General features: G+C 70.5%; 15 protein-coding genes. 9 read left to right on the forward strand and 6 right to left on the reverse strand.

Annotated features, from left to right (window positions below):
• Positions 1 to 98: 98 nt before the first annotated feature.
• A complete protein-coding gene (gene glpX / locus ACZ7L7_RS29265; protein ID WP_285510337.1) occupies positions 99 to 1133 on the forward strand; it encodes a class II fructose-bisphosphatase in 1035 nt (344 codons plus the stop codon).
• Between the two features lie 99 nt (positions 1134 to 1232).
• On the opposite strand, the gene ACZ7L7_RS29270 is transcribed toward glpX, so the two are convergent.
• Positions 1233 to 1610: a WhiB family transcriptional regulator gene (locus ACZ7L7_RS29270; RefSeq protein ID WP_093721263.1), complete on the reverse strand. Its 378-nt coding sequence runs from the start codon at positions 1608 to 1610 to the stop codon at positions 1233 to 1235.
• Between the two features lie 170 nt (positions 1611 to 1780).
• A complete protein-coding gene (locus ACZ7L7_RS29275) occupies positions 1781 to 2503 on the reverse strand; it encodes a DUF1707 SHOCT-like domain-containing protein (RefSeq protein ID WP_472077620.1) in 723 nt (240 codons plus the stop codon).
• Between the two features lie 168 nt (positions 2504 to 2671).
• Here ACZ7L7_RS29275 and ACZ7L7_RS29280 point away from each other — a divergent pair, with 168 nt between their 5' ends.
• On the forward strand, positions 2672 to 4351 hold the full coding sequence (locus tag ACZ7L7_RS29280; protein WP_285510339.1) for a fumarate hydratase: 1680 nt from the start codon (positions 2672 to 2674) through the stop codon (positions 4349 to 4351).
• Between the two features lie 571 nt (positions 4352 to 4922).
• On the opposite strand, the gene ACZ7L7_RS29285 is transcribed toward ACZ7L7_RS29280, so the two are convergent.
• Positions 4923 to 5399, reverse strand: a complete 477-nt coding sequence (locus ACZ7L7_RS29285; protein ID WP_285510340.1) for an allene oxide cyclase barrel-like domain-containing protein — start codon at positions 5397 to 5399, stop codon at positions 4923 to 4925.
• A 145-nt stretch (positions 5400 to 5544) separates the two neighbouring features.
• Between ACZ7L7_RS29285 and ACZ7L7_RS29290 the strand changes: the two genes are divergently transcribed.
• The 3 genes from ACZ7L7_RS29290 to ACZ7L7_RS29300 all read left to right on the forward strand — a co-directional run bounded on the left by ACZ7L7_RS29290 (position 5545) and on the right by ACZ7L7_RS29300 (position 10070).
• Positions 5545 to 6942: a class II fumarate hydratase gene (locus ACZ7L7_RS29290; protein ID WP_285510341.1), complete on the forward strand. Its 1398-nt coding sequence runs from the start codon at positions 5545 to 5547 to the stop codon at positions 6940 to 6942.
• Positions 6943 to 7032: 90 nt separating this feature from the next.
• Complete coding sequence (gene fomD / locus ACZ7L7_RS29295) at positions 7033 to 7707, forward strand: cytidylyl-2-hydroxypropylphosphonate hydrolase (RefSeq protein WP_285510342.1); 675 nt, start codon at positions 7033 to 7035, stop codon at positions 7705 to 7707.
• Between the two features lie 269 nt (positions 7708 to 7976).
• Positions 7977 to 10070, forward strand: a complete 2094-nt coding sequence (locus tag ACZ7L7_RS29300; RefSeq protein ID WP_285510343.1) for a SpoIIE family protein phosphatase — start codon at positions 7977 to 7979, stop codon at positions 10068 to 10070.
• Positions 10071 to 10178: 108 nt separating this feature from the next.
• Here the strand turns inward: ACZ7L7_RS29300 and ACZ7L7_RS29305 are convergent, their stop codons facing one another.
• Complete coding sequence (locus ACZ7L7_RS29305) at positions 10179 to 12470, reverse strand: transglycosylase domain-containing protein (protein ID WP_285510344.1); 2292 nt, start codon at positions 12468 to 12470, stop codon at positions 10179 to 10181.
• Positions 12471 to 12745: 275 nt separating this feature from the next.
• On the opposite strand from ACZ7L7_RS29305, the gene ACZ7L7_RS29310 reads away from it, so the two are divergent.
• From ACZ7L7_RS29310 to ACZ7L7_RS29325, 4 genes are all read left to right on the forward strand, one after another.
• The gene (locus ACZ7L7_RS29310; protein ID WP_285510345.1) at positions 12746 to 13399 is read left to right on the forward strand and encodes a Uma2 family endonuclease; all 654 of its coding nucleotides are present in this window, start codon (positions 12746 to 12748) and stop codon (positions 13397 to 13399) included.
• Between the two features lie 208 nt (positions 13400 to 13607).
• On the forward strand, positions 13608 to 14132 hold the full coding sequence (locus ACZ7L7_RS29315) for a PadR family transcriptional regulator (protein ID WP_471591960.1): 525 nt from the start codon (positions 13608 to 13610) through the stop codon (positions 14130 to 14132).
• A gap of 29 nt (positions 14133 to 14161) precedes the next feature.
• Positions 14162 to 14818, forward strand: coding sequence for an ABC transporter ATP-binding protein (locus ACZ7L7_RS29320; RefSeq protein ID WP_471427866.1), 657 nt, complete (start codon positions 14162 to 14164; stop codon positions 14816 to 14818).
• Positions 14815 to 17142 (forward strand): ABC transporter permease, encoded by a 2328-nt coding sequence (locus ACZ7L7_RS29325; RefSeq protein WP_472077621.1) that lies wholly within the window; start codon positions 14815 to 14817, stop codon positions 17140 to 17142. Before ACZ7L7_RS29320 ends, ACZ7L7_RS29325 begins: the two co-directional genes overlap by 4 nt.
• A 57-nt stretch (positions 17143 to 17199) precedes the next feature.
• Here the strand turns inward: ACZ7L7_RS29325 and ACZ7L7_RS29330 are convergent, their stop codons facing one another.
• Together ACZ7L7_RS29330 and ACZ7L7_RS29335 are read right to left on the reverse strand one after the other, a co-directional pair.
• Complete coding sequence (locus ACZ7L7_RS29330; protein ID WP_261719352.1) at positions 17200 to 17628, reverse strand: hypothetical protein; 429 nt, start codon at positions 17626 to 17628, stop codon at positions 17200 to 17202.
• Complete coding sequence (locus ACZ7L7_RS29335; protein WP_261720647.1) at positions 17628 to 18020, reverse strand: roadblock/LC7 domain-containing protein; 393 nt, start codon at positions 18018 to 18020, stop codon at positions 17628 to 17630. Before ACZ7L7_RS29335 ends, ACZ7L7_RS29330 begins: the two co-directional genes overlap by 1 nt.
• Positions 18021 to 18064: the final 44 nt, after the last annotated feature.

An 18064-nucleotide genomic window follows, 5' to 3' on the forward strand; every position in this document is an offset into this window, starting at 1 on the left:
CTCATCCGTGGGGGCCACTGCTCATTTTGTCGGCCTGACGATAGAGTCGACGGCATCACCCTCACCCGGCCGTCGCCGTATCAGAAAGGTGCGCTCCGATGACCGAACATCATCAGTTGCCGACCGAGCTCGATGTCCCGTCCGAGGCTCCCGACCGCAACCTCGCCCTGGAACTCGTCCGGGTGACCGAAGCAGCCGCGATGGCCGCGGGCCGCTGGGTCGGGCGCGGCGACAAGAACGGCGCCGACGGCGCCGCGGTGCGCGCCATGCGGACCCTCGTCTCCACCGTGTCGATGAACGGCGTCGTCGTCATCGGCGAGGGCGAGAAGGACGAGGCTCCGATGCTCTTCAACGGGGAGCGGGTCGGCGACGGCACCGGCCCCGAGGTGGACATCGCGGTCGACCCGATCGACGGCACCACGCTCACCGCCAAGGGCATGCCCAACGCCATCGCCGTCCTCGCCGCCACCGAGCGCGGGGCGATGTTCGACCCGTCCGCCGTGTTCTACATGGACAAACTGGTCACCGGCCCCGAGGCCGCCGACTTCGTCGACATCAACGCGCCGATCTCGGTGAACATCCGCCGGGTCGCCAAGGCCAAGCGCTCCACCCCCGAGGACGTCACCGTCGTCATCCTGGACCGGCCCCGCCACCAGGGGATCATCAAGGAGATCCGGGAGGCCGGGGCGCGCATCAAGCTGATCTCCGACGGTGACGTCGCCGGGTCGATCTACGCGCTGCGCGAGGGCACGGGCGTCGACATGCTGCTCGGCATCGGCGGTACGCCGGAGGGGATCATCTCCGCCTGTGCCGTGAAGTGCCTCGGCGGCACCATCCAGGGCAAGCTGTGGCCGAAGGACGACGAGGAGCGGCAGCGGGCGATCGACGCCGGGCACGACCTCGACCGCGTCCTGACCACCGAGGACCTGGTCCAGGGGGAGAACGTCTTCTTCGTCGCCACCGGCATCACCGACGGCGAGCTGCTGCGCGGGGTGCGCTACCGCTCGGAGACGGCCGTCACCGAGTCGATCGTGATGCGGTCCAAGTCGGGCACGGTCCGCCGGATCGACTCCGAGCACCGGCTGAGGAAGCTGCGGGCCTACAGCGCGATCGACTTCGACCGCGCCAAGTAGGGCCTTTCACACGGCGGTTCCGTCGCATGGACGCGGCAGTTCCGCCGAACGGAATCGGGCGCCCCCGGTGCGGAGGGGGCGCCCTTTTCCGTGCTCGGTTCAGCCCGCCTGCGCTATGCGGCCCGCCGCCCTGGCCGCCTTCTTCAGCTCCAGGTCGCGCCGCCTGCGGCGGGCCAGCACCACGCGGCGCTCCGCCGCGGTGAGGCCGCCCCACACGCCGTAGGGCTCGGGCTGGAGAAGGGCGTGTTCGCGGCATTCGACCATGACCGGGCAGCGTGCGCAGACCCGCTTGGCGGCCTCCTCGCGGGAGAGCCGGGCGGCGGTGGGCTCCTTGGAGGGAGCGAAGAACAGTCCGGCCTCGTCGCGCCGGCACACCGCCTCGGTGTGCCACGGGGCGTCCTGGTCCCTGTCTCGCGCTGGCACCCGCTGGGCCGGAACGGCAGCTACCTGCAGGGACGAATGCGGCGGTTGCAGCACGGTCTACTCCTGACGACGGCTTCGCGAGCGAGAGACGATGCAGCAAGGTCTACCCGTTGTGCGCGAGCCTATGCAGGGAGTTCCGAAGCGCTGGATTCCGGGGGTTGTTGGGCGCCGAAGCGAGCGGAATCACACATTACGTTTCCCGTCCGGCTTCGCGACCGTCAACGTCACAGGTGCTTGCGCAAATGCCGCTCGACCTTGGCGTGGACCCGGTCGAGGATGTCCGTGACCAGCCTGCCCCGTCTCGGCCTGCCCTCGACGCTGCCCAGTACGGCCCACCCGTCCACGTAGATGACGGGCGCCGCCGCGTCCTCCGCGTCCATCGACTCCACCTCGAAGCTGCCGAGGACACCGCCGCCGGTGCCACGCAGCGAGACGTTCTCCGGGACGCGCACCTCGACGCTGCCGAAGACGGCGAACGCCTTGATGACGACCTGCTGGTACTCGAAGAGCGCCTCGCTGAGGTCGATCTCGACGCTGCCGAAGATCGCGTACGCGTGGATACGGCGTCCGGGGCGCCAACGGCCCTTGCGGACGGCACTGCTGAAGACCGCGACCGCGGTGTCGTCCGGCTCTGCGGGCCCGCCGGCGGGGCGGTTCGGCGCCGGGGTGTACGCGGGTGCCGCGCGGCGGGCGTGGGCCGCGGGCAGGTCCTTGATGAAGACCTCCAGCTCGCCGACGGTCCGGGCGTTCAGCACCCCCTCCACCCGCTCACTGTGCTCCTCGGCGGTGAGGCGGCCCTCGGCCAGCGCCTCGCGCAGGATGTCCGCGATCCGGTCGCGGTCGGCGTCGGAGGCGCGCAGCTCGGAGGCGGGCAGCTCGGAGGCGGGCACGTCCTTGACGCGCGGCTCGGGGGCGGCGGTGGGCGCGGTCTGCTTCTCAAGGTCCACGACAGCAGCGTACCCAAACACGATAGATCGCGATAGTCCCTCTTTCGGGTCGGCCACGGCTGCCGTACCGCTCGAACTGAGCCTTACCTCACAAGCTCGCTTCGATCCGCAGGTTTTACGCTGGTGGACGCTGCCAATGGAGGCCAGCCGCTGTCTGTCGAGTGAGGAATGGGCGAGATGCCTGAGTTCGCGTACACCGATCTGCTCCCCATGGGAGAGGACACCACCCCGTACCGGCTGGTGACCTCCGAGGGTGTCTCCACCTTCGAGGCCGACGGGCGCACGTTCCTCAAGGTCGAGCCGGAGGCGCTGCGCAAGCTCGCCGAAGAGGCCATCCACGACATCCAGCACTACCTGCGCCCCGCCCACCTCGCCCAGCTGCGCCGGATCATCGACGACCCGGAGGCGTCCAGCAACGACAAGTTCGTCGCCCTGGACCTGCTGAAGAACGCGAACATCGCGGCGGCGGGCGTGCTGCCCATGTGCCAGGACACCGGCACCGCGATCGTCATGGGCAAGCGCGGGCAGAACGTGCTGACCGAGGGCCGCGATGAGGAGGCCCTCTCGCGCGGCATCTACGACGCCTACACCAAGCTCAACCTGCGCTACTCGCAGATGGCTCCGCTCACCATGTGGGAGGAGAAGAACACCGGCTCCAACCTGCCCGCGCAGATCGAGCTGTACGCCACCGACGGCGGCGCCTACAAGTTCCTCTTCATGGCCAAGGGCGGCGGCTCAGCCAACAAGTCCTTCCTGTACCAGGAGACGAAGGCCGTTCTGAACGAGGCCTCCATGATGAAGTTCCTGGAGGAGAAGATCCGTTCGCTCGGTACGGCCGCCTGCCCGCCGTACCACCTCGCGATCGTCGTCGGCGGCACGTCGGCGGAGTACGCGCTGAAGACCGCGAAGTACGCCTCCGCGCACTACCTGGACGAGATCCCGGCCGAGGGCTCGCCGCTCGGGCACGGGTTCCGGGACAAGGAGCTGGAGGAGAAGGTCTTCGAGCTGACCCAGAAGATCGGCATCGGGGCGCAGTTCGGCGGCAAGTACTTCTGCCACGACGTGCGCGTGGTGCGGCTGCCGCGGCACGGTGCGTCGTGCCCGGTGGCCATCGCCGTGTCCTGCTCGGCCGACCGGCAGGCCGTCGCGAAGATCACCGCCGAGGGTGTGTTCCTGGAGCAGCTGGAGACGGACCCGGCGCGGTTCCTGCCGGACACGACGGACGAGCAGCTGTCCGCCGGTGACGAGGACGTCGTCAAGATCGACCTCAACCAGCCGATGGACACGATCCTCGCCGAGCTGACCAAGTACCCGGTCAAGACCCGGCTCTCGCTCACCGGTCCGCTGGTCGTGGCCCGCGACATCGCGCACGCCAAGATCAAGGAGCGGCTGGACGCGGGGGAGGAGATGCCGCAGTACCTGAAGGACCACCCGGTGTACTACGCCGGGCCCGCGAAGACGCCCGAGGGGTACGCGTCCGGGTCCTTCGGTCCCACCACCGCCGGGCGGATGGACTCCTACGTGGAGCAGTTCCAGGCGGCGGGCGGGTCCAAGGTGATGCTGGCGAAGGGGAACCGGAGCAAGCAGGTCACCGACGCGTGTGCCGCGCACGGCGGGTTCTACCTGGGGTCGATCGGTGGGCCTGCGGCCCGGCTCGCGCAGGACTGCATCAAGAAGGTCGAGGTCGTCGAGTACGAGGAGCTCGGCATGGAGGCGGTCTGGAAGATCGAGGTCGAGGACTTCCCGGCGTTCATCGTCGTCGACGACAAGGGCAACGACTTCTTCCAGGACCCGGCGCCGGCGCCTACGTTCACGTCTATTCCGGTGCGGGGGCCTGGGCTGGCGTAGCCCTTGCCGGGCGGGGGCGGCGTGGGGTTTTCTCGCCCCCGCCGCCCCTTCCCATTCCCGTCCCCTGGGGGCTTCGCCCCCAGACCCCCATCGGCCCTGGACGGGCCTCGTCCTCAAACGCCGGACGGGCTGGAAGTGGCCGCGCTCGCGCAGCCAGCGCGGGTGGGTGGGGGCTCGGGGCAGTCGTGCCTCGTCCTCGAACACCGGACGAGCTGGAAGCGGCCGCGCTCGCACAGCCCCCGCGGGTGGGTGGGGGCTCGGGGCAGTCGTGCCTCGTCCTCGAACACCGGACGAGCTGGAAGTGGCCGCGCTCGCGCAGCCAGCGCGGGTGGGTGGGGGCTCGGGGCAGTCGTGCCTCGTCCTCGAACACCGGACGGGCTGGAAGCGGCCGCGCTCGCACAGCCCCCGCGGGTGGGTGGGGGCTCGGGGCAGTCGTGCCTCGTCCTCGAACACCGGACGAGCTGAAGGTGGCCGGGCTCGCGCAGCCCCCGCGGGTGGGTGGGGGCTCGGGGCAGTCGTGCCTCGTCCTCGAACACCGGACGAGCTCAAAAGACCGCCGGGCTGGGCTGATTCAGTCGTTGAAGTCGAAGTCCAGCTTCTGGTACTCCCCCTCGTCCGAGAAGTGGATCTGGCCGCTCGCGCCGCGGTAGTCGTCCGTGCCGCCCGTGATCGACGCGTCGAAGTCCGGTTGCTCCGCCGACTCCTCCAGCGGGACCGACATGAGGACCTGGGCGGTGATCTGGCCTCCGGAGAGGACGAAGGTGCCGACGCACTGGATGTCCAGGGGGTTGCCGGTGCGGACGACCGTGCAGGTGACTCCGTCGCGGCCCACCTTGTCGCCGCCCTTGTCCTCGTAGAGGTCGTCGGCGAAGGTGAAGCTGTCGCCGACCTTGGGGAGCTGTTGCGGCCCCTCCTCGTCGGACGGGACTTCCTTGGCGTAGAGGGTGAAGTCGTCCTGGGCCGACGCCGGGGTCGCCATGACGAGGGTGGTGGCCGCCGCCAGGCCCGCGCCGAGCGCGCCGAGCGTTCTGATGCTGCTGCGGAGCATGTGCTGCCTCCCGGGGTACGGGCCCCCCTTGCAGTCCTTTCTCATTGTCCGGCGGGGGCGGGGCGGGCGCGCGGCGTGAAGATCCGTGGCCGTCAGGGAACAGGTCACCTGTGCCGGGTGCTGTGACTGGTGGAGGTGATCGGCCGTGGCCGACGAAGAGCAGAGCTATCGCATCGAGCGCGACTCCATGGGCGAGGTGCGGGTTCCCGCGCACGCCAAGTGGCGGGCCCAGACCCAGCGCGCCGTGGAGAACTTCCCGGTGTCGGGGCAGCGGATCGAGCGGGCCCACATCGAGGCGCTCGCGCGGATCAAGGGCGCCGCCGCGAAGGTCAACGCGGAGCTGGGGGTGCTCGACAAGGACATCGCCGCCGCCATTCAGGAGGCCGCTGACGAGGTCGCCGAGGGGAGGTGGGACGAGCACTTCCCTGTTGATGTCTTTCAGACCGGGTCCGGGACCTCCTCCAACATGAATACGAATGAGGTCATCGCCACGCTGGCCAGTGAGCGGCTCGGCAAGGGCGTGCATCCCAATGATCACGTCAATGCTTCCCAGTCCTCCAACGATGTCTTTCCTTCCTCCATTCACATCGCCGCCACCGCCGCCGTCACCCGGGATCTGATTCCCGCACTCCAGCACCTCGCCGACTCGCTGGCGCGGAAGGCCGAGGAGTTCGCGGACGTGGTGAAGTCGGGGCGTACGCATCTGATGGACGCCACGCCGGTCACCCTCGGGCAGGAGTTCGGCGGGTACGCCGCGCAGGTCAGGTACGGGATCGAGCGGCTTCAGGCGTCGCTGCCGCGGCTCGCCGAGCTGCCGCTGGGCGGGACGGCCGTCGGCACCGGGATCAACACCCCGCCCGGGTTCTCGTCCGCCGTGATCGAGGAGGTGGCGCGGGCCACGGGGCTGCCGCTCACCGAGGCGCGCGACCACTTCGAGGCGCAGGGCGCCCGGGACGGCATCGTGGAGACCAGCGGGCAGCTGCGGACCATCGCCGTGGGGCTGACGAAGATCGCCAACGATCTGCGGTGGATGGCGTCCGGGCCGCGCACCGGGCTCGCGGAGATCGCGCTGCCCGATCTGCAGCCCGGTTCGTCGATCATGCCGGGGAAGGTCAATCCGGTCATCCCGGAGGCCGTGCTGATGGTCGCCGCGCAGGTCACCGGGAACGACGCGACCGTGGCCACCGCCGGGGCCGCCGGGAACTTCGAGCTGAATGTGATGCTCCCGGTGATCGCCAAGAACGTCCTCGAATCGATCCGGCTGCTCGCCAACGTCTCCCGACTGCTCGCGGACCGGACCGTGGACGGCATCGTCGCCGACCGGGAGCGAGCCCGCGAGTACGCCGAGTCGTCACCCTCCGTGGTCACCCCGCTGAACAAGTACATCGGCTACGAGGAGGCCGCCAAGGTCGCCAAGAAGGCGCTCGCGGAACGCCGGACCATCCGTCAAGTCGTACTTGAGGGCGGATACGTCGAACGCGGCGACCTCACCCTCGCCGAGCTGGACGAAGCCCTGGATGTCCTGCGTATGACGCGCCCGTGACGATGGGCGCACGCGGCGCGAACCGTGACGTTCGCCGCAGCGTCGTCAGTGGGTGACACCTAATATCTGTGCATGACGGACGGTGGAGCGATGACAACAGTGGAAGCGGGCGGATCGACGGCGTACTGGGAGCCCGGAAGTCACATCCTGTGGCGGTACCGGGAGAACGCCGGAAACCGCTTCCACATCGTGCGTCCCGTCACCGTCGTCCGTGACGACGCCGAGCTGCTGGCCGTATGGCTGGCGCCCGGCACGGAATGTCTCAAACCCGCCCTCGCCGACGGCACTCCCCTGCACCGCGAGCCGCTGAGGTCGCGCTACACCAAGCCGCGCACGGTCCAGCGGGGCCGCTGGCTGGGAACCGGGGTACTGAAACTGGCCAGACCCGGCGAGCCGTGGTCGGTGTGGCTGTTCTGGGAGCAGGGCTGGCGTTTCAAGAACTGGTACGTGAACCTGGAGCAGCCGCTGGCCCGTTGGGCGGGCGGGGTGGACTCCGAGGACCACTTCCTGGACATCTGCGTGTATCCGGACCGCAGTTGGGGCTGGCGCGACGAGGACGAGTTCGCCCAGGCCCAGCTGGACGGCCTGATGGACGCCGAGGTCGCCGAAGGGGTGCGGGCGGCCGGGCGGGCCGCCGAAGAGGCGATCCGCGCCTGGGCGCCGCCGTTCTCGGACGGCTGGCAGCACTGGCGCCCGGACCCGTCCTGGGCTGTACCGTCACTGCCGGAGGACTCGGACCGTACGCCCGCGCACGTGTCCTCATGAGACCCTTGATGCGCCCCCGGGCGTGAAACGTAGGATCGTCCTCCGCAAGGGCGCGCGGCGGCAACTACGGGAGCGCACAGCGGGCTTGACCGATCGTCACCGAGGGGCGGGCAGGACGTGAGCGAGGGGTACGAGGGCAACAACGTTACGGGCGGCGCACGATCCGCCCGTGACACAGGAACAGCCTCTGGCCACGCGGGAATCCCGTTCCTGGGGCACGTATTGCGGGTATCGGGACTTCGGCGGGACGAACGACGCGCCCCGGACGGATGGATGCGACACGCGTGACGGAGCAGCCGACCTCCTTCGAGCGCCCCCTGGGCGCCGACCCCGCGGACAGCCGCGGGGCGCTCCTGCGTACCCCGACCCCGCCCCACGCACCCTGTGCCGCCGCGTTACCCGCGCAGGCACGCACCGGCGAGCCGCCCTCCACCCCGGGCACGACCGCACCGTCCGGCAACGACAAGGTCCCCGTGAGCAACGGTTCCGAGCACGCGCAGCCCTCCGCCGCCGCGGAGGCCGACACCCATCGTCCCCGGCCGGTCCCGGAGGGGATCCCGGCCCAGCCGAGCAGCGAGGCGGCTGGGGAGGAACGCCGCACCGGGCAGGGCCTGCCGGCCGGCCGCCCCACGCCCATGCGGCGGGACGGCGACCGGCTGCGGTTCGTGGGCGCCGCCACCCGGCGGATCGCCCGCGGTATCGATCTCGACGAGATCGTGATGGGGCTGTGCCGGGCCACCGTGCCGACCTTCTCCGACGCGATCCTGGTCTACCTGCGCGATCCGCTGCCGGTCGGCGACGAGCGGCCCACCGGTCCGGTGGTGCTGCGGCTGCGCCGTACCGACCGGATCCCGGAGGACCGGGACACCGAGGGCTTCCTGCCCGTGCCGGGCGTGCCCGAGCCCACCGAGCTGGCCGAACTGTCCGCGGTGACCGCCGAGTTGTGCGAGGTGCAGCCCGGCGGCGCGCTCGCGGAGGTGCTGCGCGGGGTGCGTCCCGTCTTCGCGGACTCCCCCGCCGCCCGGGCCGCGCTGCCCGAACTCCTGGGCGACGACGGCGAACTGGTGGTGCCGACCGGGCAGCGCGCGATCCTCGCCCCGCTGCGCGGCCGGCGCCGGGTGATCGGCGCGGCGCTGTTCCTGCGCCGCCCGGAGCGCCTCGCCTTCGAGGCGGACGATCTGCTGGTCGCCGCGCAGCTCGCCACGCACAGCGCGCTCGGCATCGACAAGGCGGTGCTGTACGGGCGTGAGGCGTACATCGCCGACGAGCTGCAGCGCACCATGCTCCCCGAGACGCTGCCCCGCCCGACCGGCGTGCGGCTGGCCTCCCGCTACCTCCCGGCCGCCGAGACGGCGCGCGTGGGCGGCGACTGGTACGACGCGATCCCGCTGCCCGGCAGCAGGGTGGCGCTGGTCGTGGGCGACGTCATGGGCCACTCCATGACCTCGGCGGCGATCATGGGCCAGCTGAGGACGACGGCCCAGACCCTCGCCGGGCTGGACCTGCCGCCGCAGGAGGTGCTGCACCACCTCGACGAACAGGCCCAGCGCCTCGGCACGGACCGCATGGCGACCTGTCTGTACGCCGTGTACGACCCGGTCTCGCACCGCATCACCATCGCCAACGCCGGTCATCCGCCGCCCGTGCTGCTGCACCTGGGCGGGCGCGCCGAGGTGCTGCGGGTGCCGCCGGGGGCGCCGATCGGGGTCGGCGGTGTCGACTTCGAGGCCGTGGAGCTGGACGCGCCGGCCGGGGCGACCCTGCTGCTGTACACCGACGGCCTGGTGGAGTCGCGGCTGCGGGACGTGTGGACCGGTATAGAGCAGCTGCGCGAGAAGCTCGCCGCGACCGCGCAGCTCACCGGCCCGGACCATCCGCCGCCGCTGGAGGCGCTGTGCGACGAGGTGCTCGACATGCTCGGCCCGGGCGACCGGGACGACGACATCGCGCTGCTCGCCGCCCGCTTCGACGGGATCGCGCCCAGCGATGTGGCGTACTGGTTCCTGGAGCCGGAGGACGCGGCGCCGGGCCGGGCCCGCAGGCTGGCCCGGCGGGCGCTGTCGCGCTGGGGTCTTGAGGAACTCAGCGACTCCGTCGAGCTGTTGGTGAGCGAGGTCGTCACCAACGCGGTCCGCTACGCCTCGCGTCCGGTGACGCTGCGGCTGCTGCGCACCGATGTGCTGCGCTGCGAGGTCGGCGACGACGTGCCGCAGCTGCCGCGGCTGCGGCAGGCCCGCGCCACGGACGAGGGCGGGCGCGGGCTGTACCTGGTGAACAAGCTGGCCCGGCGCTGGGGCGCCACACGGCTCAGCACCGGGAAGGTCGTGTGGTTCGAGCTGAACCGGACACCGCCGTCGGGCTGAGCCGCGGCCGGCGGCAATCGGGCTGAGCCGCGGCCGGCGGCAATCGGGCTGAGCCGCGGCCGGCGGCAACGCGAAGGGGCCGGTCCCTGGTGGGACCGGCCCCTCGCGTTATCTCTCGGCGTCCGGATCGTCCGGATCCTCCGGTACCTCGTCCGTCGGCGGTGCCGTCGTCGGCTGCTGGGTCGGCGGCTCGGTCGTCGGCGCGTCCGTCGTCGGGGTGTCGGTGGGCTCCTCGGTCGGCGTCTGCGTCGGCGGCTCGGTCGTCGGGGCCTCGGTCGTCGGCTCCTCGCTCGGCGACTCGCTGGGCTCCTCGGACTCCGTCGGCGTCCAGGACGGCTCCACCGCGGCGCCCTGGTCGGTCTCCAGGTCGAACTCGGCGTCCGTGTCGGTCACGCCGAACATGTACGTCGCCCAGATCGAGGCCGGGATGCCACCACCGTTGACCCGGCCGGTGCCCGGCAGTTGGCCGGTGGCGCCCTTCATGTCGACCTGCTTGCCGGTCTTGTCGTCCTCGCCGAACAGGCCGACCGAGGTCACCAGGTCCGGTGTGTAGCCGGTGAACCAGGCCGAGCGGCCGAAGTCGGAGGTACCGGTCTTGCCCGCGACCTCCTGGCCCCGGCGGGTCGGGTTCTCGCGCACCGAGCGGCGGGCCGTACCGTCGTCGACCACGCCGGTGAGCACGGAGGTCACGGTGTCCGCGGCCGCGCGGCTGAGGACCTCGTCGCCGATCGGGTCGGGCATGGTGACCGTGCGGTTGCGCTGCTCGGCGGACTTGATCAGGGTCGGGGTGACCTTCTTGCCGTGGTTGTCGAGGGTGGCGTACACCCCGGCCATCTGCAGCGGGCTGGCGCCCATGGTGCCGAGGGTCTGCGCGGGCACCGCCTGGAGGTCCTCCGCCATGCCGAGGTCGGCGGCGGTGTCCATGACCTCCTCCATGCCGACGTCGACGCCCATCTGCGCGAACACCGAGTTGACGGACTGGTTCATGGCGGTCTGGACGGTGATGTCGCCGTAGTCGACGTCGTCCTCGTTGGGCGGCGCGAAGCCGACCTTGTTGCCGTTGGCGTCGACCACCGGGCGCCGGCTGTCACCGTCGTAGACCGTGTCCGCGCCGATCGGCTCGCCGTCCTGCGTCTCGGCCTCGTTCTCCAGGGCCGCGGCGAGGATGACCGGCTTGAACGTGGAGGCGGGCTGGTAGTCCTCGCGGGTGGCGTTGGAACGGTAGTGCTTGAAGTAGTTCTCGCCGCCGTACAGGGCGACGATCTTCCCCGTCTTGGGGTCGACGGAGACGGCGCCGGCCTGGATGTCGGCGTCGACCTTCCGCTTCTTCTTGTCGAGCTTGTCGGTGAGCTGGGTCTTGACCGCCTTCTCCAGCTGCGCCTGCTTCTTCGGGTCGATGTTGAGGGTGATCGTCCAGCCCTGGCCCGTGACCAGCTTGTCGGCCTCCTCGCGGGAGATGCCGTCCTCCTTCATCAGCTGCCGGGCGAGCTGGTCGTTGGCCAGGTCCACCAGGTAGCCCTTCTGGCCCTCCAGACCCGCGGCGGGCTTGGGCTTCTTGGGCACCGGGAACGTCATGTCGGCCCGCTCGGAGGAGTCGAGCCAGCCCTCCTCGACCATGTTGTCCAGGACGTAGTTCCAGCGGTTCTTGACGAGCTTCTTGCCGGTCTTGGAGGCGACCTCCCAGTCGTACTGGCTCGGCGCCTGGAGCAGCGCGGCGAGGTAGGCGCCCTGCTCGACCTTCAGGTCCTCGGCGTCGACCCGGTAGTAGGCCTGAGCGGCGGCCTGGATGCCGTAGGCGTTGCGGCCGAAGTAGCTGGTGTTGAGGTAGCCCGCGAGGATCTGGTCCTTCGACATCTGGCGGTCGACCTTGAGCGAGATGATCAGCTCGCGGAGCTTGCGGGTGACCGTCTGCTCCTGGGTGAGGTAGTAGTTCTTGACGTACTGCTGGGTGATCGTCGAACCGCCCTGCGCGCCCTTGCCGCTGAGGGTATTGATCAGACCGCGGGCGGTGCCCTTGAGGTCGACGCCGGAGTCCTTGTAGAAGGACTTGTTCTCGGCGGCGACGAAGGTGTTGCGGATGTCCTCGGGCACCTTGGACAGGTCCACGATCTCGCGGTTGACCTTGCCGTCGCGGGCGAGGACCGAGCCGTCGCTGAACTTGTAGATGTTGCTCTGGAGCTTGGCCGCGTCGTTGCCCTTGGGCACCTCGACCATCATGTACAGCACGATGAAGGCGCCGATGCCGAGCAGGCACACGCCCAGGAACGCGCCGAGCATCTTCTTCCAGGTGAAGAACCGACGTATGCCGCTCTTGCCGGCCGCGGGCGACGAGCGGCGGCGGCTGGGCGCCGCGCGGCGTCCACCGCGCTGCCGTGCTCGTCTCTCGTCCGCTCTTCCCATGACTCCGATCGCTCCGCTTCGCTCTGGTGTGCTTTGGCGCCACACAGGTTCGCCGCTCAGGTCAGCTCAGAAAGCTAACACCGGGACATGTGACAAAGGGCTGCCGATCCCGTCTTTTGCGGACGTGACAATGAGCACCCGTTTCAACGGAACCGACGACCAGGGGCGCCGAAAGGTTGCTTCACCCTCGTACGGGTGAAGCATCTCGCACCCGACGCCCCACGCATTCCCGGCCTACGATGATGCTCTCGACACCAGCCCACGGGAGGCACGAGATGTCCGCAGCATCCGTCGAGCAGCCTCGCGTTCCTGAGGGGTCGGACGCCTATCCCGAGCCGCCGCGAACCCTGCTCGATCAGGCCGACCGGCTCATGCAGCAGCTCCCCGGCCACCGCGTCGAGATCCTCGCGGGAGCGCTCACCGTGACACCGCCCCCGGATGCCGCCCACGCAAGGGTCCTGGCCCGTCTCAAGCGCCCCTTCGCCACCGCAGGTCTCGACGGGGGCGAAACGGAGGTACTGGAGGGCGTCGGCCTGTGGCTGCCCGACGGTCCCGAGGACTACGCCGTGCCGGACCTGTCCGTGGTCGACGCCGACATCGAAGAGCACCTCGTCGACTACAACTGCTACGACCCCGCGGCCTTCCGGCTGGTCCTGGAGGTGACGTCCGGCAACCACGGCACCGACCTGCGGACGAAGGTCAGGGCGTACGGCAACGCCAAGATCCCTGTCTATGTGATCGTCGACCGCCGGCACGACCGGCTCCATGTCCTGACCGACCTGGTCGAAGGCGGTTACGACACCCACCGGGTGCACGCCCGGGGAGAACACGTCACGCTCCCCGAGTCGATCGGAGCCGAGGTCACCCTCGACGTGTCCGCCATCCTCACGGCGGCCCAGCAGGCACCGGATCCCCGTATCCGCCGCTGAGACCGCGCCGCGGCCGCCCGTCAACCCCGCCGATCCTTCGGAGGAGACCAAGCCGATCCCGCGCCGCGGCCGGCCCCCCGCGAACCCGCCCGAGCCGCAGTAGCAGAACCGTGACAATCGGCCCTCACCTGGGCCGCCCCACCCACCGCCAGGGACTGCACACTGCGCGTATACATCCGGGGTATACACCCGGTGTACAGTCCTCGGCATGTCCATCGGTCACACCCTTCTGGGGCTCCTGGAATCGGGTCCGCGTCACGGCTACGACCTGAAGCGGGCCTTCGACGAGAAGTTCGGTCACGACCGGCCGCTGCACTACGGCCAGGTCTACTCGACGATGTCCCGGCTGCTGAAGAACGGCCTCGTGGAGGTCGAGGGCATCGAGCCCGGCGGCGGCCCCGAGCGCAAGCGGTACGCGATCACCGACGCCGGCGTCACCGACGTACAGCGGTGGCTGGCGACACCCGAGAAGCCCGAGCCGTACCTGCAGTCCACGCTGTACACCAAGGTCGTTCTCGCGCTGCTGACCCGGCGCGACGCCGCCGACATCCTCGACACCCAGCGCGCCGAGCACCTGCGCATGATGCGCATCCTCACCGACCGCAAGCGCAAGGGCGACCTCGCCGACCAGCTGATCTGCGACCACGCCCTGTTCCACCTGGAGGCCGACCTGCGCTGGCTGGAACTGACCGCCGCCCGTCTCGACAAGCTCGCGGAGGTGGTGGCCAAGTGAACGCGCCCGCAGGAGCCCTGCTCGCGGCCATGGAGCTGCGCAAGGCCTACGGTCCGACCGTCGCCCTCGACGGGGCCGAGTTCTCCGTCCACCCCGGCGAGGTCGTCGCCGTCATGGGGCCCTCCGGCTCCGGAAAGTCGACGCTGCTGCACTGCCTCGCCGGCATCGTGCCCCCGGACTCCGGTTCCATCCTGTACGCCGGACGCGAGCTGGCGACGATGAGCGACGCCGAGCGCAGTGCGCTGCGCCGCTCGGAGTTCGGCTTCGTCTTCCAGTTCGGCCAGTTGGTGCCCGAGCTGACCTGTGTGGAGAACGTCGCCCTGCCGCTCAGACTCAACGGCACCTCCCGCAAGGAGGCCGAACGCACCGCGCTGTCCTGGATGGAGCGCCTGGAGGTCGCCGACCTGGGCAGGAAGCGGCCCGGCGAGGTCTCCGGCGGCCAGGGGCAGCGGGTCGCGGTGGCCCGCGCACTGGTCACCAGCCCCCGCGTCCTGTTCGCGGACGAGCCGACCGGCGCGCTGGACTCGCTCAACGGCGAGCGCGTGATGGAACTGCTCACCGAGGCCGCGCGGTCCACCAACGCCGCCGTCGTCCTGGTCACCCACGAGGCACGGGTGGCCGCCTACTCCGACCGCGAGATCGTCGTACGGGACGGCAAGTCCCGCGACATGGAGCGGATCGTATGAGGGGGCGCTGGGCCAGGGACCTGGCCATGGGGGTGCGGTTCGCCTTCGCGGGCGGCCGTGAGGGCTGGACCCGGGCCCTGCTGACCGCGGTCGGCGTCGGGCTCGGTGTGGCACTGCTGCTGCTGACCACCGCGATCCCGAGCGCGCTTCAGGCCCGCGACGAGCGCGGCAACGCCCGCACCGACATCACCTACAGCGGCGAGAAGCTGCCCAAGGGCAAGGACACCCTGCTCGTCGCGGACGTCGACACCAAATTCCACGGCGAGGACATCCGGGGCCGCGTGCTGGAGCCCGAGGGCCCCGACGCACCGACGCCGCCCGGCGTGGAGAAGTTCCCCGCTGTCGGCGAGATGCTGGTCTCCCCCGCGCTCAAGCGGGTCCTGGAGTCCGACGACGGGAAGCTGCTGCGCGAGCGCCTGCCGGACAGGATCGTCGGCACCATCGGCCACGGCGGTCTGATCGGCTCGGCCGATCTCGCCTTCGTGCGGGGCGGGGAGGGTCTGGCGAAGCACGTCGACGGCTCCTACGTGGAACGCATCAAGCAGTACGGCGACCCGAACCCGTACAGCGACCCCATGGACCCGGTGCTGGTCCTGCTGATCCTCGTGGTGCTCGTGGCGCTGCTGATGCCGGTCGCGGTGTTCATCGCGGCGGCCGTACGGTTCGGCGGCGAGCGGCGCGACCGGCGGCTGGCGGCCCTGCGCCTGGTGGGCTCCGACAGCCGGATGACCCGCCGTATCGCGGCCGGCGAGGCCCTGGCGGGCTCGCTGCTCGGACTGGTCTTCGGCACCGCCTTCTTCCTGATGGGACGTCAGTTCGCGGGCTCGGTGGAGGTGTTCCGGCTCAGCGTCTTCCCCGAGGACCTCAACCCCTCCCCCGCGCTCGTCCTGCTGGTGGCCGTCGCGGTCCCGGCGGCGGCGGTGCTGGTGACGCTGCTGGCGCTGCGCGGGGTGGTCATCGAACCGCTCGGCGTGGTGCGCACGGCGAAGCCGGCCAGGCGCCGCCTGTGGTGGCGGCTGCTGCTGCCCCTGGGCGGACTGGCCATGCTCGCCCCGATGATCGGCCAGGGCAACGACGAGGAGTTCAACGAGTACCTCGTCATCGGCGGCGTGATGCTGCTGCTGGTCGGCGTGACCGCGCTGCTGCCCTGGGTGGTGGAGACGGTCGTGGCCCGGCTCGGCGGCGGCTCTGTCTCCTGGCAACTCGCGGTACGCCGCCTGCAGTTGAGCAGCGGTACGGCCGCCCGGCTGGTCAACGGCGTCGCCGTGGCGGTGGCCGGCGCCATCGCCCTGCAGATGTTGTTCTCCGGGACGGAGAACGCGTACACCGCGGACACCGGCTTCGACGTCTCCAAGGCGCAGATGGAGGTGTCGGTGGCGGGCGACACCGAACTGGCCACCGCGGTCGAGCGGTTGCGCGAGACCGAGGGCGTGCGTCAGGTGATCGCCAACCACATCGGGGACCTCGGCGACAAGCGGCTGGACCCCGAGCGCACCTCGACGGTGACCGTGGGTGACTGCGCGGCGCTGCGCGAGGTGGCGGACCTGCCCTCCTGCGAGGACGGCGATGTCTTCGCGGTGCGCGGCGCCGAGTACGACACGGACACCCCGAAGCTGGCCGTTCCCGGCACGAAGCTGTACATCGACCCGAGCTACGAGGGCGACACCCGGGGCAAGGAGGTCGTCTGGCAGGTGCCGGAGGACATCCGGCAGGCGGAGTCGCTGAAGGACCTCACCGGTTCCGAGCGCGGCGGCTTCCTGTTCACGCCGAAGGCGGCGCCCGAGGCGGCGCTCCCGGCGCTGCTCGGACGGGCCTACATCGCACTCGACGAGTCGGTGCCCGACGTCCGGGAGCACGTCCGCAACACCGCCGCCGCGCTCGGCCCGTTCGTCTACGCCAGCGACTGGTCGGCGACGAAGGAGTCCAACCGCTTCGCCTCCATCCGTACCGGTCTGTTCGTCGGCGCGGTATGCGTACTGGTGCTGATCGGGGCAAGTCTGCTGGTGTCGCAACTGGAGCAGTTGCGCGAGCGCAAGAAGCTGCTGTCGGCGCTGGTCGCCTTCGGCACCCGGCGGCGCACGCTGAGCCTGTCGGTGCTGTGGCAGACGGCGATCCCGATCACGCTGGGACTGGCGCTGGCCTCGACGGTCGGTCTCACCCTCGGCGCGGTGCTGCTGAAGATGACGAACACCGCGATCCGGGTGGACTGGGCGAGCCTGCTGTCGATGACCGGCGCCGCCGCCGGCGTGGTCCTCGCGGTGACCCTGCTCAGCCTGCCGCCACTGCTGCGGCTGATGCGGCCGGACGGGCTGCGCACGGAGTGACCCCGCGGCAGCGGGAAGGGGCCCCTGTCCGGCGTACCGGGCAGGGGCCCGGCCCGTTCACAGGCCGTACTCCCGCACCACCCTCCGGACCTGGGCGAACAGCATGCCCACGTTGACCGACTTACGGCACACGACGACAGCGACCACGTCCTGCTGCTCGCTCATCCGGATGAACAGGTGCGTGAGGTTTTCGCTGTTGACGAGGATCTCCTGGAAGAAGTGCTGGTCGCTGTCGATGCCACGGCGTTCCTTGAAGATGTCCTCGATCATCACGACCGTACGGCCCTGGAACAGATCGAGGGTGGCGCCCGCCAGCAGGTCCAGCACCTCCGGCGGGTGGTTGTCGACCGTCTCGTACGACAGGAGCATGCCGGTGCTCATGTCGACCACGCCCGAGGCCACGCAGTCGGGGGCGTCGTTGCGCAGGGCCTTCACCAGCCCCATCACCTGGTCGGAGAAGCCGGGAGTCATGCGTTTGGTGGCCATCAGACACCTTCCGTTGCTTTGTGCGGGCTGGTCAGAATCGTTTCGATACGGCGCACGGCGCCCGTGGCCGCGCGGTGCAGCTGGTCGAGGTCCATGCCCTCGTCGCCGAGGACGACCATCAGTGCGGAGTCGCCGACCGCGTACAGGGCGGTGACGCCCTGGCTGCCGTAGGCGACGGTCCGGCGCAGGGTGCCGCGCCTGGCGGCGTGCGCGGTGCGCCGGGCCAGGCCGAGGCCGGCCGCGGCGAGGGCGGCGAGGCCCTCCGGCTCGATGCAGTCGGCGGTGTCCGCGGCGATGAGCAGCCCGTCCGCGGTGCCGACCGCCGTGTCGGTCAGGCCGGTCACCTGGTCGCGCAGCCCACGCATCTCGCGGGCCAGCGCTTCGTGGTCCATGTGCTTCAACTCTCCTATTGCTGTGCTCATGTGGTTCTGCGCGC

The organism is Streptomyces sp. NPDC110618, from assembly GCF_055657065.1.